This is a genomic window from Halomonas sp. SpR8 (assembly GCF_031010195.1).
GTDB lineage: Bacteria > Pseudomonadota > Gammaproteobacteria > Pseudomonadales > Halomonadaceae > Vreelandella.
Window position 1 is genome coordinate 203,087 of the sequence record NZ_JAUAMC010000003.1, and the last position, 21,543, is coordinate 224,629.

22 protein-coding genes are annotated in these 21,543 nt (G+C 54.7%); 13 read left to right on the plus strand and 9 right to left on the minus strand.

Annotated elements, in window-relative coordinates; genetic code table 11:
* Positions 1 to 70: 70 nt before the first annotated feature.
* From QT230_RS07495 to QT230_RS07505, 3 genes are all read left to right on the plus strand, one after another.
* Positions 71 to 1,246: a TauD/TfdA family dioxygenase gene (locus QT230_RS07495; RefSeq protein ID WP_308320972.1), complete on the plus strand. Its 1,176-nt coding sequence runs from the start codon at positions 71 to 73 to the stop codon at positions 1,244 to 1,246.
* A 67-nt stretch (positions 1,247 to 1,313) separates the two neighbouring features.
* Complete coding sequence (locus tag QT230_RS07500) at positions 1,314 to 2,252, plus strand: ABC transporter substrate-binding protein (protein WP_308320973.1); 939 nt, start codon at positions 1,314 to 1,316, stop codon at positions 2,250 to 2,252.
* Between the two features lie 130 nt (positions 2,253 to 2,382).
* Positions 2,383 to 3,087, plus strand: a complete 705-nt coding sequence (locus QT230_RS07505) for a VTT domain-containing protein (protein WP_308320974.1) — start codon at positions 2,383 to 2,385, stop codon at positions 3,085 to 3,087.
* On the opposite strand, the gene QT230_RS07510 is transcribed toward QT230_RS07505, so the two are convergent.
* Positions 3,069 to 5,315, minus strand: a complete 2,247-nt coding sequence (locus tag QT230_RS07510) for a glycosyltransferase (RefSeq protein WP_308320975.1) — start codon at positions 5,313 to 5,315, stop codon at positions 3,069 to 3,071. The two genes, QT230_RS07505 and QT230_RS07510, sit on opposite strands and share 19 nt — an antisense overlap.
* Before the next feature lie 183 nt (positions 5,316 to 5,498).
* Between QT230_RS07510 and QT230_RS07515 the strand changes: the two genes are divergently transcribed.
* The gene (locus QT230_RS07515; protein WP_308320976.1) at positions 5,499 to 6,035 is read left to right on the plus strand and encodes a lipocalin family protein; all 537 of its coding nucleotides are present in this window, start codon (positions 5,499 to 5,501) and stop codon (positions 6,033 to 6,035) included.
* Between the two features lie 4 nt (positions 6,036 to 6,039).
* Here QT230_RS07515 and QT230_RS07520 read toward each other — a convergent pair whose 3' ends face one another.
* Positions 6,040 to 6,978: a LysR family transcriptional regulator gene (locus QT230_RS07520; RefSeq protein ID WP_308320977.1), complete on the minus strand. Its 939-nt coding sequence runs from the start codon at positions 6,976 to 6,978 to the stop codon at positions 6,040 to 6,042.
* 142 nt (positions 6,979 to 7,120) lie between these two features.
* Between QT230_RS07520 and QT230_RS07525 the strand changes: the two genes are divergently transcribed.
* The gene (locus QT230_RS07525) at positions 7,121 to 8,194 is read left to right on the plus strand and encodes a tartrate dehydrogenase (RefSeq protein ID WP_308320978.1); all 1,074 of its coding nucleotides are present in this window, start codon (positions 7,121 to 7,123) and stop codon (positions 8,192 to 8,194) included.
* Between the two features lie 116 nt (positions 8,195 to 8,310).
* On the opposite strand, the gene wrbA is transcribed toward QT230_RS07525, so the two are convergent.
* Positions 8,311 to 8,910: an NAD(P)H:quinone oxidoreductase gene (gene wrbA, locus QT230_RS07530; protein WP_308320979.1), complete on the minus strand. Its 600-nt coding sequence runs from the start codon at positions 8,908 to 8,910 to the stop codon at positions 8,311 to 8,313.
* A 209-nt stretch (positions 8,911 to 9,119) separates the two neighbouring features.
* Here wrbA and QT230_RS07535 point away from each other — a divergent pair, with 209 nt between their 5' ends.
* The 7 genes from QT230_RS07535 to QT230_RS07565 all read left to right on the plus strand — a co-directional run bounded on the left by QT230_RS07535 (position 9,120) and on the right by QT230_RS07565 (position 15,137).
* Entirely contained in the window at positions 9,120 to 9,560 is a 441-nt protein-coding gene (locus QT230_RS07535) for a hemerythrin domain-containing protein (RefSeq protein WP_308320980.1), read from the plus strand.
* Positions 9,561 to 9,813: 253 nt separating this feature from the next.
* A complete protein-coding gene (locus tag QT230_RS07540; RefSeq protein WP_308320981.1) occupies positions 9,814 to 10,815 on the plus strand; it encodes a succinylglutamate desuccinylase in 1,002 nt (333 codons plus the stop codon).
* A gap of 204 nt (positions 10,816 to 11,019) precedes the next feature.
* Positions 11,020 to 11,790 carry an ATP-binding cassette domain-containing protein gene (locus tag QT230_RS07545; RefSeq protein WP_308320982.1) on the plus strand — a complete coding sequence of 257 codons (771 nt, stop codon included), beginning with the start codon at positions 11,020 to 11,022 and terminating at the stop codon, positions 11,788 to 11,790.
* A 15-nt stretch (positions 11,791 to 11,805) separates the two neighbouring features.
* Positions 11,806 to 12,507 carry an ABC transporter permease gene (locus QT230_RS07550; protein ID WP_088699055.1) on the plus strand — a complete coding sequence of 234 codons (702 nt, stop codon included), beginning with the start codon at positions 11,806 to 11,808 and terminating at the stop codon, positions 12,505 to 12,507.
* Position 12,508: 1 nt separating this feature from the next.
* A complete protein-coding gene (locus tag QT230_RS07555) occupies positions 12,509 to 13,240 on the plus strand; it encodes an ABC transporter permease (RefSeq protein WP_308320984.1) in 732 nt (243 codons plus the stop codon).
* 181 nt (positions 13,241 to 13,421) lie between these two features.
* Positions 13,422 to 14,195: a transporter substrate-binding domain-containing protein gene (locus tag QT230_RS07560; protein WP_308320985.1), complete on the plus strand. Its 774-nt coding sequence runs from the start codon at positions 13,422 to 13,424 to the stop codon at positions 14,193 to 14,195.
* 138 nt (positions 14,196 to 14,333) lie between these two features.
* Positions 14,334 to 15,137 carry a TraX family protein gene (locus QT230_RS07565; protein WP_308320987.1) on the plus strand — a complete coding sequence of 268 codons (804 nt, stop codon included), beginning with the start codon at positions 14,334 to 14,336 and terminating at the stop codon, positions 15,135 to 15,137.
* Between the two features lie 30 nt (positions 15,138 to 15,167).
* On the opposite strand, the gene QT230_RS07570 is transcribed toward QT230_RS07565, so the two are convergent.
* On the minus strand, positions 15,168 to 16,337 hold the full coding sequence (locus tag QT230_RS07570; protein WP_308320988.1) for a 5-(carboxyamino)imidazole ribonucleotide synthase: 1,170 nt from the start codon (positions 16,335 to 16,337) through the stop codon (positions 15,168 to 15,170).
* An 11-nt stretch (positions 16,338 to 16,348) separates the two neighbouring features.
* Positions 16,349 to 16,864: a 5-(carboxyamino)imidazole ribonucleotide mutase gene (gene purE, locus QT230_RS07575; protein ID WP_308320989.1), complete on the minus strand. Its 516-nt coding sequence runs from the start codon at positions 16,862 to 16,864 to the stop codon at positions 16,349 to 16,351.
* 220 nt (positions 16,865 to 17,084) lie between these two features.
* Between purE and QT230_RS07580 the strand changes: the two genes are divergently transcribed.
* On the plus strand, positions 17,085 to 17,357 hold the full coding sequence (locus QT230_RS07580; protein ID WP_308320990.1) for an XRE family transcriptional regulator: 273 nt from the start codon (positions 17,085 to 17,087) through the stop codon (positions 17,355 to 17,357).
* 102 nt (positions 17,358 to 17,459) lie between these two features.
* Here QT230_RS07580 and chrA read toward each other — a convergent pair whose 3' ends face one another.
* The 4 genes from chrA to QT230_RS07600 form a co-directional block, all read right to left on the minus strand.
* Positions 17,460 to 18,653, minus strand: a complete 1,194-nt coding sequence (gene chrA, locus QT230_RS07585; RefSeq protein WP_308320991.1) for a chromate efflux transporter — start codon at positions 18,651 to 18,653, stop codon at positions 17,460 to 17,462.
* Between the two features lie 110 nt (positions 18,654 to 18,763).
* Entirely contained in the window at positions 18,764 to 20,446 is a 1,683-nt protein-coding gene (gene ilvD, locus QT230_RS07590; protein ID WP_308320993.1) for a dihydroxy-acid dehydratase, read from the minus strand.
* Between the two features lie 102 nt (positions 20,447 to 20,548).
* Positions 20,549 to 21,028 carry an RES domain-containing protein gene (locus QT230_RS07595; protein ID WP_308320994.1) on the minus strand — a complete coding sequence of 160 codons (480 nt, stop codon included), beginning with the start codon at positions 21,026 to 21,028 and terminating at the stop codon, positions 20,549 to 20,551.
* 35 nt (positions 21,029 to 21,063) lie between these two features.
* On the minus strand, positions 21,064 to 21,495 hold the full coding sequence (locus tag QT230_RS07600; RefSeq protein ID WP_308320995.1) for a DUF2384 domain-containing protein: 432 nt from the start codon (positions 21,493 to 21,495) through the stop codon (positions 21,064 to 21,066).
* Between the last annotated feature and the right edge of the window lie 48 nt (positions 21,496 to 21,543).

Sequence of the window (21,543 nt, forward strand, 5' to 3'; positions counted from 1 at the left end):
ACCCTTTGAGCAAAGCCCTTACACCCATACCTCTAGGGCACTGCCGATAAGGGAGTTACCTGGAGTTATCATGAATAGTGCTTTAGAAACCACCCTAACGGCTCCCCATTCCCCTGAAATGGGCGAATTAAATCCTTATCAAACAGGCCCGGCACTCACTCAAGCGACGCTGACTCAGAAAGGCGTGGCACTGGAGTGGCAAGATGGTCAGCAAACCACCCTGCCCCTGCGCTGGCTACGCGATCACTGCGCCTGCCCGGCCTGCCGTCATCCGCAGACCCGCGAACGGCTCTACCTGCCCCTTGAGGCCATCACTGAGCCTCCCAACGTGGCGCTACAGGATGGGCACTTACACCTGCAATGGCAGGATGGCCATACCAGTGCTTTTCATCGTGGCTGGCTTTATCAGCGCCGCCCCGAAGCCGAGCAGATGTCTGCCGTGCCCAACATCCGGCCTTGGGTCGATAATTTCGCCCCGGAGCACATCCGCCATAGCGACTTTCTTACCCCGCAGGGCGAGAAAGCCTGGCTCACCGCGATGCTGCGTGACGGCCTAGCGCTGATGACCGATGGCCCCTTGGTAGAAGAGGAAGTGAGCCGCTTGGCTGAACGCATTGGCCCCCAACGCGCCACCAATTTTGGCGCCCGTTTTGATGTGCGCTCCAAACCCAATCCCAATAACGCGGCTTACACAGCAGTGGGCTTGCCACTGCATATCGATCTACCCAACTGGCGCCATCCGCCGGATATTCAGTTGCTCTACTGCCTGCAAAACGGTGCTAGCGGCGGCGAGTCACTGTTTGCCGATGGTGCGCGGGTGGTCGAAGCCCTGCGCCAGCAAGACCCGACGGCGCTGGCGATTCTTAGTGAAACCCCCATCGACTTTCGCTTCCAGGATGAAACCCACGATATCGCCACACGTGCCCCCGTTATCACCCTGGACAGTGCAGGCAATCTGGTCGAAATGCGCTTAAACAACTGGATTCGCGATGCCCTTCACCTGCCGGTAGAGCAGATGGAGGCCTGGTACAGCGCCTATGCCCTGCTGTGGAAGCTGTTTCATAGCGAAGCACACCAACTGGAGTTCACTCTGCTCCCCGGCCAGATGGTGGCGTTTGATAATCGTCGTGTACTCCATGGACGCCGCGAGTTCGATCCCAACAGTGGCGCACGCCATTTACAAGGCACCTATTTAGATCGCGACATGCTCGCTTCACGCCTTCGCGTGCTAGCCCGCAACGATTAACCGCAGCACCTTATAACTTCATTAGATAACAAAAGCTTATCTTTATTAAAACAAGCAGGAAGATCCTATGACACACCTCACACCTCTCGCCTCTGGCATTGCCTTTGCCACCGCCGCACTCTTCGTTTCTGCGGTTCACGCCGACGACCAAACCCTCGACTTCGGCGTTCCCGCTTGGCCCGGCATTACCGTCAAAACCGCCATCGCCGAACAGCTACTGAACCCACTGGGCTACGAAACCAGCACTCAGGAAATTGGCCTGCAGGTGATTTATCAAGGCATTGAAAGCGGCGATATAGATGCGTTCCTGGGTGCTTGGCTGCCGGCTCAACGAGAAATGTTCAATCCGCGCAAAGAATCAGGCGTATTGATTGATGTCGCCAATAACGTTGATGGCGCACAAATGACCCTGGCGGTGCCGGAATATCTGTATGAGAGCGGTATTCAAAGTTTTGCTGATCTGGATAAAAATCGCGAACAGTTCGACGGCGAGATCTATGGCTTTGGTGCAGGCTCCGCCGCCAGTGAAATTCTCCATGAAGCAATTGATAACGACACTTGGGGGTTAGGTGACTGGCAGATAGTCGATACCAGTGAAGTGGGCATGCTCTCCGCCGCGCAGGATGCGATTTCACGAGAAGAGCCAATTGTCTGGGTAGGCTGGACGCCCCACTGGATGAACCTTGAACTGCCCATGCGCTACCTGGAAGACCCCAAAGATCTATTCGGTGAGAGCAACGGTGAAAGCGATGTGTTAACGCTACTGCGCGGCGACTATGCCGATGCCAACCCCAATCTAGTGACGTTTTTTGAGCAATTCACCTTTAGCGCCGAAGAGCAGAGTTGGATGATTCAAGCCTTTGGCCAAGAAGAGCAAGGTTTAGCGGAGGTGGCCGATCAATGGATCAATGAGCACCCAGAGCGTATCGAAGCAATGCTGGCAGATGTGACCACCATCGACGGCGACCCCGCCTGGCCGGTCATTGAAGCCCAGCTCAACAATTAAAGACCTGCTCAACCATTAAAGACCCGTTCAACAACTGTCGCTTAGAACGATCGCTTAGCGCAAAAGCGCCTTCATCCCATCGCGCCGCTAGCGTATGCTGTGGACTTTTTGGCCGGTGGGGTGGGCGCATATGTCGCGGACATTAATAAAAGGCGTTGGCCTACTGGTAGCCGTCGTGCTGCTAGGCCTTATGTGGCATTTACTGCAGCGCTACGACCTGCTGACTCAGGCGCGCCTTAGCGAGTTGATCGGTTACATCCGCCAGTGGCGTACCGCGCCCTGGATGTTTGCCGCAGTCATGGGCGTTTACATCAGCGCCCTGCTGTTGATCTTTCCACTCAGCCTGCTCGTGGTCGTGACAGGCTTACTGTTTGGACCTGTGTGGGGGCTCGTCTACGCCACTCTCGGCACGCTCTCTTCGTCGGTCGTCTCTTACTGGGTAGGCCACTGGTTAGGCAGAGATGCGCTGATGCACTACGGCGGCCAACATCTACGCGGTTTATCAGGCTATCTATCCAAGCGCGGCATACGCACCATGACGGTGATTAACCTGCTGCCGCTCGCCCCTTTTACGCTCACCAATATGCTGGCGGGCGCTTTTCACCTGAAGTTTCGCGACTATATGATCGGCTCCACACTGGGTATCGTGCCGGGGCTGGCGGCGGTGATTCTGCTCGGCAGCCAGTTAGGTGCTCTGTTCACCGCCGCGTCGGCCAAGGAAATCATTCTAGCGGCTGTCGGACTCGCCGCCGGGGTTGGCCTGTTAATAGGCCTTAAACGCTATGCCAACCGGCGCCAAGCATCCAAACAACAGTCTCATCGCGAAGGTGAATGATATTTGGCCAGCACTTCGGCGTAAAAGTTAGCCACCGCTGAGGCAAAGTTGGCAATATCAAACTCTTCGGCAAAGTGGCTGGCCTGCCTGCCCAACTGCTGGCGCAGCTCAACGTTATCTTTTAACTCCATTACTTTCTGTCCCCACGCCTGGCGATTTTGCGGTGTTTTGAAGCCGTTGACTCCCTGGCGTACCACGTCATCGATACCGCTGGAACGCACTGCCACCACGGGCAGACCCGCCGACATCGCCTCAAGGATCACCATGCCCTGGGTTTCCGAGGTGGAGGCAAACACAAACAGATCGCCCAGATGGTAATAAAGCGCCATGCGCTCCGGCGGCACTGCGCCCACCAGGGTGACCTGCGAGGTTAGCTTTAAGGTATCGATTTGGGTTTGAATCGCCTCGCGATCCGGCCCATCACCAATCAACAGCAAATGAAAATCATCGTGCCCCTGATAACGGAGCTCAGCGAGAGCTTCCAGCATAAAGCTAATATTTTTTTCTTTGCTAATCCGCGAAACGCTAATCAATATTTTACGTGAAGAGCTAACGCCTAATCGCTCACGCAACGCATCCAGCTCACGCTCATCAACGTGGGCGAAACGCGCGACATCGATGCCCGTCGGCTGCACCAGCGAGGGGGTTTTTACGCCGATCATGCGCAAATACTCTTCCGCCGAATAGGTCGGCACAATCACCCCCTGGCAGCGATTAGAGAAGCGCTTGATCAAGTAATGCGAGATCAGATTACGAAACAGCGCCCCCGGTAACGGTACAAAGTGGGCGTAATGTTCTAAGCGCGTGTGGTAGGTATAGACCACCGGCACCTTAAGCCGACGCCCCATAAACAGCCCCATGGAGCCCAGCCAGAAAGGGTGGTGAACGTGAATAAGGTCAGGCTTGAAGGCCCGTAGACAGCGGCGAAACCGTGCGCTAAACGGATTAGTTAACCGAAACTCACCCTTCTGACCAAACGCCATCAGCGTTGGAATGCGCTTTATGGAGCTATCGTCCTTGCACGCTTCTCGGTAGCGCGGTACGAACAACTGAAGTGAGTGACCTAGATCGCATAAGCCATTGCGCAGGCGGTCCACCGATACCGACACCCCGGATACAAAGGGAAAATAGTTGTTGGATACCATCGCCACGCGCAGTGATTTACCCAGAAAAGGCGTCGGATCAATATCAAAATCGGGGTAGTAATCACGGTCTTCAAAAATCAGCCGATGCAAACGCAGGGCGAGTAGCGACAGTACACCGACAATCAGCAAAAACCGCGTATAGCTGACGTAGAAAAACGCATAAAGCGTCGACCAGACGCTGGTGACCATACGCCACCAGCCGGGGCTATCCACGTTCAAACGCACCGGGGCAATAGTGACATTGTCACCGGCTACATTGACGATGACATAGTGATGGAAGCTGCTATCGGCATCGATCAGAATACCGCCCGCACCGCCAGTTGTAACGTAATCCACACCGTTGATCGTCTGCTGGGAAAAGAGTGTCAGGTTGGCGGAGAACACCGTATCGACGCCATACTCTTCCGCTAGCGCCATAATGCCATCCGCAAGTCGCGGATCATTGAGATAATTGTCCGCCTCAAACAGCGGCGCGTCGCTCACCACATTGTGCAGCGGCAAGCCCACAAACAAAAATTTATGCTGCGCCTCAGAAGCCGTGAGCTCCCGGGATAACCAATCAAGCTGCCAAGAGGTGGATGACTTACCGGTACCGTCCACAAAGATAAAGTGGCTATTACCGGCGACAAAGGAGTAAAAGTGCGGGCCAAAGTATTCATAAAACAGGTAGCTGCCAAAGTCGCTATCTTCGTTGTCGCCGTAGGTGAGTAAGTAAGGAACATTGAGCTTCTCCAGACTCTGGTAAATCGCCTGATAGCTCTCCTGCTGCCCTCCACTCACGGCATTCCCCGCCGAAATCAGAAAGTCGATACCGCCCTGATTAATCAGCGGTACGATCTCTTCTTGAAACACGCTCACGGAGTTATTGATGTTGCCCACCACCGCAAATCGGTAGTCGGTTCGCTCCGTCAACACCTCGCGAATATTGGCCACTTCAAGGGTGTGCACCGACTCAAACTTGGGCTCTGCCACGTACAGCCAGATCTGGTGGGCAATCAGCCCAACCACCAGGGCCAGATTAAGATAGAAGAACAGCCGCAACCAGCGCTGGCGGGAAAAACGAAGAAAGGAGCGTCGAGGCATTTAAAAGCGCTTTTTCAATGATAAAAATGGGGTCGCCGCCAGTGCAGCGGTTTAGGCCTTAAAATACCGTTACTATACAGCAACAGCACTCACCATAGTCGATCGCCCATAGCTCGTCGCCAACCATAGCTCGTCGCCAACCATATCACCGCAAACCATAGTTCACCGCCAAGGAGCGTGTTAATGAAAGTACTGCTAGGAAGCAGCGTCGTCAGCATGGCCTTACTCACCGGCTGCACCGGCATTCCCGATGGCACTGAGCCAATCACGGGTTTTGAGCTAGACCGCTACCTCGGCCAGTGGTTCGAAATTGCCCGTTTGGATCACTCTTTTGAGCGCGGCCTAGATTGCGTCACCGCCACTTACAGCCTGCGTGATGATGACGGCGTGCGGGTAATCAACCGCGGCTACAACCTGGAAGAGCAGGCATGGGACGAAGCCGAAGGCCGCGCCTACTTTATTGATGAAGAGAGCGTTGGGCGTTTGAAAGTGAGCTTCTTTGGGCCCTTCTACGGCGGCTACAACATTTTAGAACTGGATGACGACTATCAGTGGGCGCTAGTGGCCGGACCAAATCGCGACTACCTATGGATACTTTCGCGTACGCCGGAGATGGATAGCGCGACCGAAAACCGCCTGCGCCAACGGGCAGCCGAACTAGACTTCCCCACCGATGAGCTAATCGACGTGTCTCAAGGTGAGGAGTGCCCGACTCAATAACCGATTAATGTTCGGGCATTGCCGACACCCGCCCGTTCATCTCGCGCTGAACATAGTCAATAAAGGCGCGTAACCGGGCGGGCACATGGCGGCGCTGCTCGAATACCGCGTAAAAATCCGCCCGCACGCCTTGCCAGCCTGGCAGCAGTTCAACTAATGCCCCGCTGGCAAGGTGCTCGTTAACGTCCCACCAGGAGCGCAGCATTACACCGTGGCCGTCCAAGGCTAAACGGGTAATCACCTCACCATCGTTGCTGGCCAGCCGACCGCTGACTTTGACCGACTGCACCTTTCCAGATGCTAACTGGGTCGGTTGGCCGCTGGGCACAAAACGCCATAGCGGAAAATCACTGTCGTTCTCACGGATGACTAAACAGGCGTGCTGCTGCAAATCTGCCGGTGTGTGGATAGGCAAAGCTTGGGCAATGTAGTCAGGCGACGCGCAGAGTACCCGCCGATTGGCCAAAATACGCCGGGCAACCAAACGCGACTCCGGTGGCTCACCCACGCGAATGCCAATATCAAAGCCATGATCGCTCAGGTTAAGGGGAAAATTAGTCAGCTCTAACCACCCTTCCACCTCAGAGTGCTCGGCGCAAAAGCGTGACAGTAGCGGTGCGATATGGCGGCGACCAAAACCAAAGGTGGCGTTGACCCGCAGCCGACCACTCAGCGCCTGATCGGCTCCCTCTCCCAATGAATTTTCCAGTTCATCCAGCTCATCCAAAATCAGCGCACCACGAGCCAGATAGCGCTCGCCCTCTGCCGTCAGCGTCAACCGCCTCGTGGTGCGAGCCGCCAACTCCACTCCCAGGCGCGCCTCCAACTGCTTTAGCCGCTTGCTCACCGCCGAGAGCGACAGCCCCAGTTCACGAGCAGTCGCCGTTAAACTCCCGGCCCGCGCCAAGTGCTGAAAAAATGCCAAATCATCCAAGTAAGCCATGCCAGCCCTCAGCCATTCTTCACTTTTACGCAACAATAGATTGAATAATAGCCTGATTATCTCCACCAAAATAGTCGCTACACTTTATTCACGACTCACGACTCACAAGCATGCAAAGCAACAAACGAGATAAGGAACCACTATGACCCACCGTATCGCCATTATCGCCGGTGACGGCATCGGCACTGAAGTCATGCCCGAAGGCGTTCGCTCGCTTGAGGCCACCGCTAAGCGTTTTAATATTGACCTAGAATTCACTACCTTTGAGTTTGGTAGCTGCGACTACTACCTCGAGCACGGTAAAATGCTCCCGGATGATTGGTTCGAGCAGTTGAAAGGGTTCGATGCACTGTTTTACGGCGCGGTCGGCTGGCCCGATAAAGTCCCCGACCATATCTCTCTATGGGGCTCGCTGCTCCAGTTCCGCCGCCGTTTTGACCAGTACATCAACCTGCGCCCCTGCAAACTGATGCCCGGCATTAAAAGCCCGTTGGCAGGCCGCGAACCCGGCGATATCGACTTTTACGTGGTGCGAGAAAACACCGAAGGCGAGTACTCCAGCGTTGGCGGCAAGATGTTTGAAGGCACCGACCGGGAAGTGGTGATTCAAGACACGGTCATGACCCGCACCGGCGTTGACCGCGTACTGAAGTACGCCTTTGAGCTAGCACAAACCCGCCCGCGTAAAAAACTTACCTCCGCGACCAAATCCAACGGCATCTCCATCACTATGCCCTACTGGGATGAGCGGGTGGTCGAGATGGCCAAGGGCTACCCAGAGATCGCCGTGGATAAATTCCATATCGATATTCTCACTGCCAACTTCGTTCTCCACCCGGACTGGTTCGACGTCGTAGTGGGCAGCAATCTATTCGGCGATATTCTCTCGGACTTAGGCCCTGCCTGCACTGGCACTATCGGTATTGCCCCTTCGGCCAATATCAACCCAGAAGGCAACTTCCCTAGCCTGTTTGAGCCAGTGCACGGCAGCGCGCCGGATATCGCCGGCAAAGGCATCGCCAACCCCATCGGCCAGATTTGGTCGGGGGCGATGATGCTTGAACACCTCGGCTATAAAGAGGCCGGTGATGCAATGGTCACAGCTATCGAGGCAGTGTTAAGCCAGGGGAACGCCAATGTACTGACCCGCGATGTAGGCGGTAATGGCACCACGGAAAGCCTAGGCAAAGCGATTGCCGACAAGCTGGCAGAGTAACCCCCTAAAATAATCAGCCAATTAAAAGCCTCGCTGGATTTCTCCAGCGAGGCTTTTACATTACGAGCTAGATGAGTTATGCGCTATCGAACTTACTAGCTGACTTAAACGATTAATTAGCTGGCCAGCTTGGCCGCCGTTTTAGCCACTAACTCACCCTGGAAACGGGCAATTTTAAGTTCGCGCTCATCAGGTTGGCGAGAACCGTCTCCACCTGCCAAGGTTGCTGCACCATAGGGTGTACCACCGCTGACTTTGGAAATATCAAACTGCTCTTCAACGCCATAGCCGATAGGCACGATGATCATGCCGTGGTGGGCAAGCGTGGTCCATGTAGAAGTAATGGTCATCTCATCACCGCCGCCGGTACCGGTCGAGGTGAACACGCTAGCTACTTTGCCACGTAACGCCCCATTCGCCCATAAGCCACCAGTCTGGTCCAGAAAAGTACGCATTTGACCGGCCATGTTACCGAAGCGGGTAGGCGTACCGAAGATGATCGCATCGTAATCGGCAAGCTCTTGCGGATTCGCTTCCGGGGTATCGTAATCCTGCTTACCACCGGCATTTTTAAACGCCTCTTCCGGCATGGTTTCGGGTACACGCTTAACCGTTACTTCTACACCGCTCACGCCTTTTGCACCCTCTGCAACAGCGTGCGCCATCGTATCGATATGTCCATACATTGAATAATAAAGAACTAGTACCTTTGTCATTGCTATCTCCTTTACATCGTTCCGCGTTGCGATGGGGTGTTACCCAACAAACTGGTGAACACTAAGATAGCGCAACCTATAGTAGAAAAAAGCGAATGTTTTCGTCCGCGAGCGTCGATTTCATCGACGAACGCTACCTTGCACTTTCCGCCATCCACCACTAGCTTTTGACTTGTCTATATATAGCCAACGTATCCAAGGAGTTTGGAATGACGATTTTTGAAGCCCTGCGCAAGGACCACGATATTCAGCGCGACCTGCTTGCCCGCTTAGTTGAAACACATGGAGATAGCGGCGAGCGCGATAACCTTTATCAGCAGGTGCGTGCCGAATTGCACTATCACGCTGCCGCAGAAGAGCGAGCGCTCTATATCCCCATGATGTCGATTGACATGACCCAGGAGAAAGCCCGCCATAGCGTTGCCGAACACCATGAGATTGATGAGCTTTTAGAGCTTCTTGATGAAACCGACTACAGCGCCACACATTGGCTTACCCACGCCAAGCAGCTCCAGGATTTAGTCACCCACCACCTGGATGAAGAGGAGCAAGAGGTTTTTCAACTGGCTGGACGTGGGTTGCAAGAGCGACAAAAAACGTCTCTTGCCAGCAAGTATCAGGAAGAAATGCAGCGCCAGCGCTCTGCATAACCCAACGTTCTACGTAATTACGAAGCATAATGAGAAAAAGCGCTCATGCTCAGCATGGGTGCTTTTTTGATACTAGTGACTTATTAGAGCCGCGGTTAAGATCCAACTTGCTGCCTAAATACGCTTTTTCACGAATAAGCTAGGCTTTTACACGCGAACGACCTACTAGCTTGTGACAAACGCTCAGCATGGTGATGCTAGGCTCACTTTTGTACTGACGACGAGCATAGACAACAAATACTAAGGAGCGACAATGCTAGGCCAATGGCTCGACTGGTCGCTTGACGGGCAGTCCCCCGCCGCTAGTCAAGGCGTCTTCGCAAGCGGCCGTTACTGTTTGCATGCGCCTGGCGTTTTGGAACTGACGCCTAACACGGTAAGCCAAAGCGCCCACGCGTGCATTTTTTCAGCCGCCATCCATGGCAATGAAACCGCTCCGGTTGAATTGGTAGGTGAATGGTTAAGCGGCTTAGAAGCAGGCAGTATAAAGCTCGGCGCACCCGTCCTGGTGATTTTAGGCAATCTACCCGCACTTAAGGCACAGCAGCGTTTTATTACCACCAATTTAAACCGGCTATTTAGCCGCGAACTACACAACGAACTACACAACGAACTACGCGCCGAAGGTGAAGAGCCAGATCGCGCCCGGGCGTTAATGGCCGCTGTGGATGGTTTTTATGCGCGCCATTCCGGGCTACCCAAGCTGCATTACGACCTACATACCGCGATAAGGGATAGCCGTTATACCCGTTTCGTTGTAGAACCCTATGCCGATTTCCCCACAGAGGCCGAGCAGTGGGGCTGGCTAGCAGCGGCGGATATGCAGGCTGTGTTGCACCAGCATCAGCACAGTTGGACCTTCTCTCACTACAGCAAGCACTATCACGCCGCCCAGGCATTTACCTTTGAGCTTGGGCGCGTCGCCCCTTTCGGGCAAAACGATATGGCATCCCTAAAACCGATGCACGCGCTGCTCTCAGCGCTTAGTGAAGGGCGCTCTCCGCCCAGTCAGCCAGTCACGCAAATGCAGTTTTTTCAGGTTCAACACGAGTTAATACGTCACTCCGATGACTTCCAGCTCTGTTTTGCCGAGGATACGGCTAACTTTAGCCGCTTTGAGCCACACACCCTATTGGCGAAGGATGGTAATGCCGGTGAGTTTCGTGTGGGCGATACGCCTCTCTACGTGGTGTTCCCCAATGCCCAGGTAGAGGTCGGCGCCCGTGCCGCGCTATTGGTGGCGCCTATCGCTTGAACCCCAGGTAAGCAATCTAGCTAAGACAATAACAATGGTAAGGCGATAACAGGCCCCTCGACATCGATAAGACCAACGTCGAGTGCATAATGTTATAAGGAAAGCGCGCATAATGCGCCCAGCCTGATAGAATCGCCCCTTTTTTCGCGCCAGCCGCATCCAACCCATATGTTGCTGCGGCAACTCTGTACTGGAGCCAATGATATGGCCGCTACGCCTACTCCCCTTGAAGTGCGTAATATTAAAAAACGCTTTGGCGATACGGAAGTTCTGAAAGGTCTCTCACTACAAGCCCAAAAGGGCGATGTGATCACCCTGATAGGTGCCTCTGGATCGGGTAAAAGTACTTTTTTACGCTGTATGAACTTGCTTGAACAGCCCGACGACGGTGACCTCATTGTGCATGGCGAACCCATCCGCTTTAAAACCACTCGACACGGTCGCGAGCCCGAAGATTGGAAGCAGGTAGTACAAATGCGTGCCAAGCTCTCTATGGTGTTTCAAAGTTTTAACCTTTGGGCCCATATGACGCTGCTGGAAAACATTATCGAAGCGCCGATTCATGTGCTGAAAAAACCTAAGAAAGAAGCCCTGGAACACGCCCATGCCCTGCTCGATCGCGTGGGCTTAACGGCGCGCGCCAACGCCTATCCGGCACAGATGTCAGGCGGCCAGCAGCAGCGCGGTGCGATTGCTCGGGCGCTGGCGATGGACCCCGAAGTGATGCTGTTTGACGAACCCACCTCCGCCCTTGATCCCGAATTGGTGGGTGATGTACTGAAAGTCATGCATGGTTTGGCCGAAGAGGGCCGCACTATGGTCGTTGTCACCCATGAGATGAGTTTTGCACGTGATGTCTCCAGCCAGGTGATCTACCTTCACGAAGGTTTAGTGGAAGAGGCGGGACCACCGGAGCAAGTGCTGGGCAATCCGCAATCACCGCGCTTGCAGCAATTTCTGGCCCCCAAATACTGATCCGCGAGGCTTACCATGATTGATCTACAAGGGTATGGCCCCAGGCTGATCGAGGGGGCAGGCGTCACCGTTCAATTAGCAGTGCTGTCACTGATTTTAGCGATTATTTTGGGGCTACTGACCGCCAGTGCAAAGATGTCGCGCAACTGGTTCCTAAGGCGGACTGCCACGGTTTACACCACCTTGATTCGCGGTGTGCCGGATCTCGTATTAATGATGTTGTTGTTTTTTGGTGGCCAGATCGGTGTTAACGCCATCAGCGACATGCTCTATTACAGCTACGACATCGATATTTACATTAACTTCAATGCCTTCGCCGCGGGCGTGCTGACCATTGGTTTTATCTTCGGCGCCTACATGGGCGAAACCTTCAGGGGCGCCTTTATGGCGGTGGATAACGGCCAGATCGAAGCGGGCAAAGCCTATGGTATGAGCAGCGGTCTCGTGTTTCGCCGCATCCGCTTTCCACAAATGATGCGCCACGCGTTACCGGGGCTATCCAACAACTGGATGGTGCTGCTCAAAACCACTGCGCTGGTTTCCGTCATCGGCTTGACCGATATGGTACGTGTAGCAGCGGAAGCCTCCCGAGCGACCCATGAGCCGTTTACCTTTTTGCTCCCCGTCGCCGTAGCGTACCTACTCATCGCCAGCGTATCCGAATGGATTTTTGCGCGCCTGCAGAAACACTACGACATCGGCTTTGGAGGTCAGTGATATGCTTGATATTTCCACATGGTTCAGTGACCTTCTTGCTGGTAACACGATTTTCACCGCGGATACACTGGGTTACTACTGGGAAGGCCTGGTCACAACCACTCAACTGGTATTTTTATCGCTGATTGTGGGGCTCATTCTCGCTGTGCCGCTGGCCATTATGCGCAGCTCCAAGCATAAGTGGATCAGCCTGCCGATTTACCTCTACACCTACGTCTTTCGTGGCACACCGCTGCTGATTCAGCTCTATATCATTTACTACGGCGTCGTCTTTGTTGATGGCATCCAAGAGAGCTTTTTATGGCCGGTCCTACGTGAAGCTTTCTATCCGGCACTGATTGCCTTCACGCTCAATACCGCCGCCTACACCACCGAGATTTTTCGGGGCGCCATCAAAGCCACTGCTAAAGGCGAGATTGAAGCCGCCCGTGCCTATGGCATGTCGCAGAATTTAATGATGCGCCGAATCATTTTACCCAGCGCCTTTCGCCGTGCCCTACCCGCCTACGGTAATGAAGTGATTTTTATGCTTCACGCCAGCGCGATTGCCAGCGTGGTCACGCTAATGGATTTAACTGGTGCCGCGCGCTTTGTCTACGCCCGCTACTACGCGCCGTTTGAGGCATTTCTATTCGTGGCCGCCATCTATCTATGCTTAACGTTCGCGATTTTGTTCTTCTTCCGCTATCTCGAAAAAAAGCTGCTCGCGCATCTCCGGCCACAAGATGCTTGATCTTGGAAAACCGATTGATCATGGAAAAACGGTGCAACCGTCAAACAAACGTTGGTTCACAAAGTGACGCCCTCTTTTCGTCAGCGCCAACCTGAGTTAATTTATTTATCGGCTAACAACTATTTGTCAGTTAAAAACGGGGATCACCATTAGGCGAACCCGCTTTCTACGGAGTAACAACATGAAAAAGCTACTAACTCTCTCGCTACTGGGCTTAGCCGTTGCAGCCGCCTCCTCAGCGCAAGCACGTGACTACGACAATGTGCGCATTGGTGTTGACGTGCCCTACGAGCCGATGGAGTTCCGCACCGCTGAAGGCGAACTCACCGGTTTCGATATCGACCTTGGCAACGAACTGTGCGATCGCATGGGCGTTACCTGCGAATGGATTGAGCAAGAGTGGGACGGCATTATTCCTGGCCTAATGTCGCGCAACTATGACGCCATCATGTCGTCAATGACCATCAACGACGAGCGCCGTGAGCAAGTGCTGTTTTCCGACCCCTATATCACTATGCCCTCTGCATGGTTTGCGGCAAGCGACCTGGGCATTAGCGAAGCCACCAAAGAGACGCTGGAAGGCATGACCATCGGCGTTCAGCGTGGCACTCTGCAGGACAACTACGTCACTGACAACTTCAGCGACGTTGCCGACATCAGCCGCTACTCCACCGCCGACGACATGGTGCTGGATATGGAAGCTGAGCGTCTGGACATCGTGTTCCTCGACTTCCCAATTGGTCAATCCACCCTGCTGGAAAGCGAAGAAGCTGAGTACGTCGTAATAGGCGAGCGCATCAGTGAGCCGAAAGAGTACTTCGGTGACGGTTTTGGTATCGCCTTCCGTCAACGCGACGAAGCGCTGGCCGAGAAGTTCAACGAAGCCCTAGCTGAAGTACAGGAAGACGGTACTTACGACGAGATCTACAACCGTTATTTCGGTGAAGCTGAGTAAGCCCCACAGCAAGCCACAACCACGATCACCCCGGCAATTGCCGGGGTGATGCGTTTCTGCCTAGCGCAGCCAATTCAGTGAACTAGGTAAAGCCACCTCTGTCTGTGTATCATTGCGCCTATTCAACACGGAGGTTTTATGGCTCACTCGACTAGCCCACATGCAGGTACTCTCCCTCGCCCTTCTTCCCATTGGACAGGCTGGGGCCAGTGGCTGGCGCTGATCACCATGACCGTGGATCACCTCACTCGCTATGTGCTACCCGGCGATTGGGATTTAAGCTGGGCAGGCTCTTCCATTGGTCGTATCGCCTTTCCGCTGTTTGCTGCCATGGTAGCGTGGCATGGCCTATTTAATACACGCAATCCGCTGCGCTACTCACGGCGTATTTTAATTATCGGCTTGGTCGCCCAGCTCCCCTACATGATGATGCCGCGCACATCTGACGCTTTTATCCTGAATGTCTGTTTCACCCTGGCCAGTGGCTTAGCCTTGGGGACGCTGGTACGCCAAGGCTGGCAACACTACCAGCAGCAAACGTTAGGTTTGCCCTGGCTGTTAGGCGGCGCTGCGGTGGGCGTTACCGTTTGGTACTTGCTGGGATTTTGGGTGGAATACGGTCATAACGGACTGCTATTGATTCCGCTATTAATGTTTGCGCTGCACGCTTTGAGTCAAGCGGGCAGTGATTTCCAGTCGCGACTTTGGGCCGGTTTAGCGGCTTTCCCAGTACTTTGGATAGCCGGTCAGATGAATGCCTCCGATATGGCTAAATCGTTTACCGTAGGAACCTGTGTGGTAGTGCTTATACTGGCCGCAGGTGCAGCTCAGCGTATACCTGCCGTTAACTTGGCAATGCCACGTCGATTATGGCTGGCATGGTACCCCGGTCACTTTGCGTTAATCGCACTGTGGTTGCTGCTAAGTGGCCAGTTAAGTTAAAAGAGCCGCCTGGCTAGGCGGCTTTGGCAACTACTGCTTGATGGAAAAACTTAACGCTGGAGGTGGCGCCTCCGGCAACAAAGCGCTGCAGGCGTTAACTTTTTCCAGCAGCTCAGCATGGTTAGGCGCAAGGATATTGACGTGGGCAAGCTTACGTCCGGCGCGTTCAGCTTTGTCATAACGATGCAGATGGCTATCCGACAGCGCTAGTATCGCCGCGTTGTCGCCTTCTCGGCCAATCACATTAATCATGCAGGTAGGCGCAATCGCCTGAGTATCACCCAAAGGCAAGCCCTGTATGGCACGCAGGTGATTCTCAAACTGGCTGGTCACTGCGCCGTCCATCGTCCAATGACCGGAGTTATGCACGCGGGGCGCCATTTCGTTGGCCAGCAGGCTACCATCGCGGGTTTGAAACAGCTCTAGCGCCAGCACGCCCACATAATCCAGCTCATCGAGCAGTGCGCGAATATAGTCATCAGCGGTCTGCTGAACACTGGCGTCCAAATCCGGCAGCGGCGCCACCGAGTAGCGCAGAATACCGTCTACATGCTGGTTTTCCGCCATGGGGTAAAAAACCACCTCGCCATCGCGACCACGCACGGCGATCATCGAAACTTCGCGCACGAAGTCGACAAAAGCCTCAACGATCAACTGCGCGTGACCGATAGCGTTCCACGCCTCGCCCGCCTGCTCAGGCTGCTTCAAGACCGCCTGACCTTTGCCGTCGTAGCCTTCTGTGACCGATTTGGCCACCACCGGACAACCCAACTCACGGGCGGCCGCTTCCAACTGCTCGGCACTCTCGACCACGCGATAAGCAGGCGTGGGAATGCCTAAACGATCAAACAACGTCTTCTCTTCGACCCGATTCTGGCACACCTCAATGGCGCGGCTACTGGGGTAAACCGGCTTGTGCTGCTCGATCTCACGCACCAGTTGAACGGGCAAATGTTCGAACTCGTAGGTCACCACATCAACCTTGGCCAAAAACTCGGCTAAATGCAGGTTGTCAGGATCAACAATAACATCGCCGATGCCCGCACTGGGATTGCCCGTAGTATCCAAAAAGGTGAAGCGATTACCCAGTGGGTAACCCGCCAGCGCCAACATACGCCCTAATTGGCCTGCGCCCAGTACGCCGATGTTTTTTACAACGTCAGTTTTCACATCGACGTCCTTTGCAAAACCTGAGTTCATGGATAGCCTCCTTATTCTGCTTCCGGCTCGGGGCGCGGATCCGGGTTATCGAGGACTTTCTGCGTCTGCTCAGCGCGAAACGCTTCGACAGCACTGCGCACAGTGACATCTTGCAGGCCGACAATTTGTGCGGCTAACAAACCCGCGTTGGTGGCGCCCGCTTTACCAATCGCCAGCGTACCCACCGCGATACCGCCCGGCATCTGTGCAATCGAGAGCAGCGAATCCAGGCCTTTCAGGGCTTTCGACTCCACCGGCACACCCAGCACCGGCAGCGCTGTTTGCGAAGCCACCATACCCGGCAAGTGAGCGGCGCCGCCTGCGCCCGCCACAATCACCTGTAAGCCCCGCTCGGCAGCACTCTTGGCATAGTCGAACAGCAAGTCAGGCGTGCGGTGCGCCGACACCACGCGAGTTTCATAGGCCACGCCCAAACGCTCCAGCATGGAAACCGCGTGCTCCATGACCGGCCAGTCAGACTTGGACCCCATGATCACGCCCACCTTGGGTGCGCTGTTCGACGACATGCAAAACTCCTCGGCCCATCGGCCTTTAAAAGCGAGATTAAAAGTAAAAAAGTAGCGTGCACCTGCCTAGGCACACAACAAAATAAGAAGGCGGATAGTTTACCAGAGCCAGGCCGTTTGCGGGCTTTGCAGAGGGGGTGAAATTTTCATCAAAATAGGCATTGAAATACGCACCGGTTGGCGGCATTGTGTGATTGTCATTTCAGACTAATGGAGCCACATGAGCACGGCACGCGCAACTGCCACTGCGGAACAGCTTGATCCTCCGCGAAGCAGCCCTGACCTCGACGTCAGGGAACTTGAAAAACGTACGCGATTAATGCGTATTATCATACGTCTGATCGCCGTATCAGACCTAGGAAGCCGAGATATAGCCCGCAGGGCTGGGCTTCCCGTTCAGAAAATTAGCGACCTGCTCGCCGGAAGGCTTGAGCACCTGGGAGTGGATGAACTTCACGCCCTGCGTCGCACCTTAGAGCTGGAGGCGCCATAGCAGCTACTTTTCTGCTTTCTTATTGCCCCTCAGCAACAGACCGCCTCTCGGCGGTCTGATACATTTTTTTCTTTTATATTACTAAACCTCTTTTGCCTTCCCTTAAGGCGCAATCGCAATTCCCCCCAACGCTATCACTGCGACCACCACCCAGGCGGGCAGCTTCCATACGGTTAGCAGTAAAAACCCTGTCAGTGCCAAAGCGAACTCTTCTTTGCCTATAATGGCGCTCGTCCACACCGGCTGATAAAGCGCTGCGCCTAAAATACCCACGACCGCTGCGTTAGCACCGCGCATTAATGCCTGGGCACTGCCCCACTGACGAAACTGATTCCAAAATGGCAGCACGCCGACTAATAGCAAAAAGCCGGGGATAAAGATCGCTAGCAGTGCCAGCAAGGCGCCAACAAAACCATTGATACCCGGCAGCAGTGCGCCTAAATAAGCCGCAAAAGTAAATAGCGGCCCCGGCACCGCTTGGGCCGCACCGTAACCAGCCAAAAACTCATCCGGCGTAATCCAACCCGACTGCACCACTTCAGCTTCTAAAAGCGGCAGCACCACGTGCCCACCGCCAAACACCAGTGCGCCTGAACGGTAAAATGCATCAATAATGTTGGGCCAAAGGGCGCTTCCCGCCAATAGTGGCAGCAGAATCAATAACCCTCCGAACAGCCCCAGAGCCACCATACCCACCCGGCGCGATACCGGAAAATGCAGCGGTTCACTTGCCGTAGCAGCAGCGCCATCGCGACACAGCGCTAGCCCGGCTAATCCACCCAGTATAATCGCCGCGACTTGACCCAGCGGGCCACTGACCAGTACCACCGTGAAAATTGCCGCAAGCGCAATTGCCGCACGGGTTTTATCGGGGCAGAGGTTGCGCGCCATGCCCCATACCGCGTGAGCCACAATGGCTACCGCCACTACTTTCAAGCCGTGAATAATACCGCTGGCGATAGGGCCATCCAGCACCGCCGCGCCAAAGGCAAACAGCACCAGCACGATCGCGGAAGGTAGCGTAAACGCCAACCACGCCATGGCCGCGCCCCAGGGGCCTGCACGCAGTAAGCCAAGCGCAAAACCCACCTGACTACTCGCGGGCCCCGGCAAAAACTGGCATAGCGCCACGAGATCAGCATAGGCGCTTTCGGTTAACCACTTTCGGCGCTCCACAAACGCGGTGCGAAAATAGCCAAGGTGCGCCACAGGGCCTCCAAAAGACGTTAAGCCGAGGGCTAAAAATGCCCAAAAAACCTCACCTATGCGCCCACGTGTCTGCGTTTGCTCCACCATATCAACCACCTGTTACCCAATTAAAAAACGCAAGGCTCTTATAGTAAGCCTTGCGCTTTAACGCTTTATGACAACCAGTTCATGACAAGATGCTCATCACGGCAGCGTGGTTATTCCTGGTCGGTCACCGCACCGGTACTGGCCGAGCTAACCAAGCGTGCATACTTGGCCAGCACGCCCCGCTTATAGCGCGGCTCAGGCCGCTGCCACGCCGCCTTCCGGCGCATAAGTTCTTCTTCAGGCACACGCATGTCAATCGTATCGGCCACGGCGTCAATAGTGATGATGTCGCCATCTTCCACCAGCGCCAGCGGGCCGCCGTCGAAGGCTTCCGGCGACACATGGCCGACCACAAAGCCATGGCTACCGCCCGAGAAACGCCCGTCGGTAATCAGCGCCACGTCATTGCCGAGACCCCGGCCCATAATCGCGGATGTCGGCGTGAGCATTTCGCGCATTCCCGGGCCTCCTTTCGGGCCTTCGTAGCGAATCACCACGACATCGCCAGCGACCACAGTGCCATCATTGATGCGCGCCTGGGCCTCCTCTTCCGAGCCAAATACTCGCGCCGAGCCAGAGAAGCGCGTCCCCTCTTTGCCGGTAATTTTGGCGACTGCGCCTTCTGGGGCTAGGTTGCCGTAAAGCATACGCAGATGGCTTTCTGCTTTAATCGGATTACCCAGCGACGCAATGATCGGGGGCTCAGCAGGATAAGGCTCAACCTCAGCCAGGTTCTCTTCCAGCGTTTTACCGGTCACGGTCAAACATTCGCCGTTGAGCAAGCCCGCATCAAGCAGCATTTTCATCAGCGGCTGAATACCACCAATCGCCACCAGCTCGCTCATCATGTAATGGCCGCTGGGGCGCAGATCCGCCAGTACCGGTACGCGCTTACCAATCTCGGTGAAGTCGGCAAGGGTGAGTTCAACGCCAATGGTGCGCGCCATACCGATAAGGTGCAGCACCGCATTGGTGGAACCGCCGAGCGCAATCACCACAGTAATCGCGTTCTCAAACGCCTCGCGGGTCATGATATCGGAGGGCTTGATGTCGTCGGCCAGTAGCGCCAGCACCGCTTCGCCCGCGGCTTTACAGTCGTCACGCTTCTCTTGGGAGATGGCGTTCTGCGCCGAACTGCCCGGCAGGCTCATACCCAGTGCTTCAATGGCCGAGGCCATGGTGTTGGCGGTGTACATACCGCCACAGGAACCGGGGCCCGGAATGGCGGTTTCTTCGATGTTTTTAAGTTCGATCAAATCGATATCGCCGCGTGAGTGCGCGCCCATGGCTTCAAACACGGAGACAATATCGGTGTGCCCTTTACCCGGCATAATGGTCCCGCCGTACACAAACACGCTGGGGCGGTTCAAACGCGCCAAGCCCATCAGGCAGCCCGGCATGTTCTTATCGCAGCCGCCAATCGCGACCAAGCCATCAAAGCCTTCGCAGCCCGCCACGGTTTCGATGGAGTCGGCGATCACTTCCCGCGACACCAGCGAGTACTTCATACCTTCGGTGCCATTGGCAATACCATCGGAAATGGTGATGGTATTGAAAATCACACCCTTACCGCCGCCCGCATCGGCGCCATCACGGGCAAACTCGGCCAGTTCATTAATATGGCTATTGCAAGGCGTCACCATGCTCCAGGTAGAGGCAATACCTACCTGAGGCTTTTTGAAATCTTCATCACTAAAACCCACGGCGCGCAGCATGGCGCGGCTAGCGGCTTTGCCAGGGCCATCGACTACTTGAGCAGAGTGGCGGCGGGAATTATTGGTAGGGTCGGTCATTGGAGATCTCTCTTAGCGTTGTTCACGGTATCCGCATAGCTTGGCGATGCTACGGCGTTCGCGCAAGGCTAGAGGCCGTATAAGTAATGTTATTAAAAGTAATTACTGCCAGGATCGTGCATCACGTGGCAAATCGCCTTTGGGATCATAGACCTCAAGCATATCGTTCTCTGTCAGCGTTTCAGTATAGAGAACGAGGTTAGTGCCTGAGCCGTATGCCAACGAAGGAAAAAGTATTCCCTTAGCCCCCTGCTCCAACACCATATCGCCTAATAGCCAGCTAGGCGGCTCAATACGCTGATTAAACCAATACTTACGCCAGTCACAGTTAAGCTCTTGCCACAGGCTATCCCATTTTGAGTTATAACCTGATCGAAAATCGACAATACTAGTCACGCTGACCGTATAGCTAACAATCAGCCCAGGAGGCATTAATGCAGAAAGCTGTTTGTACTCCGCTAACGCGGTCTGTTTCTCAAGCGAGAGATATAACGCATCTACACCAACACGGTTCAGCCGCCCGCCATGCTCTCTCGCACCAGCCCCGCTGGTAGGTGAAAATGCCCAACGTGGAACATGCACACGGTATGCCTGAGTTTTTAGCTCTGGCAGCAATATCATCCCACCACACCCGCTTGTAGCGCCTGAACATAACGCAGCAGGTCATCTGCGCGTCCCTCACTTACGAGTTGCTCGGGTGTTTTATAGTCAAACGCACCAAGAGGTTCATTGCGAAACCAAAACAAGGCGTCATGAAAATCACCATTAATATCTGCCGCAGCGCCGAGCACTCGAAGTGCATCCCGCAGATAACGTTGTAGTTTTTCCGCCCCCTGAGCACGTGAGATCGTCGTGCGGTGGACATTCGCGTGGGTGGCCAGCGTTTGGATATCGATACTCAATGCGCTGGCGAACAACCTTGGGTTAATCAGTGGGTGACGCTCTTCGCGAGCAACGCCCTTCAGGTCAGCCAAAAATCGCTCGAACGAGTCGGGCACCCGATACCCAGAAGGCTCATTGAGAGATTCTTTTACCGTGTCCATTGCCATCGACAACCTCCTGCTACACTTACACAGCCAATATGCAACTTATATGCA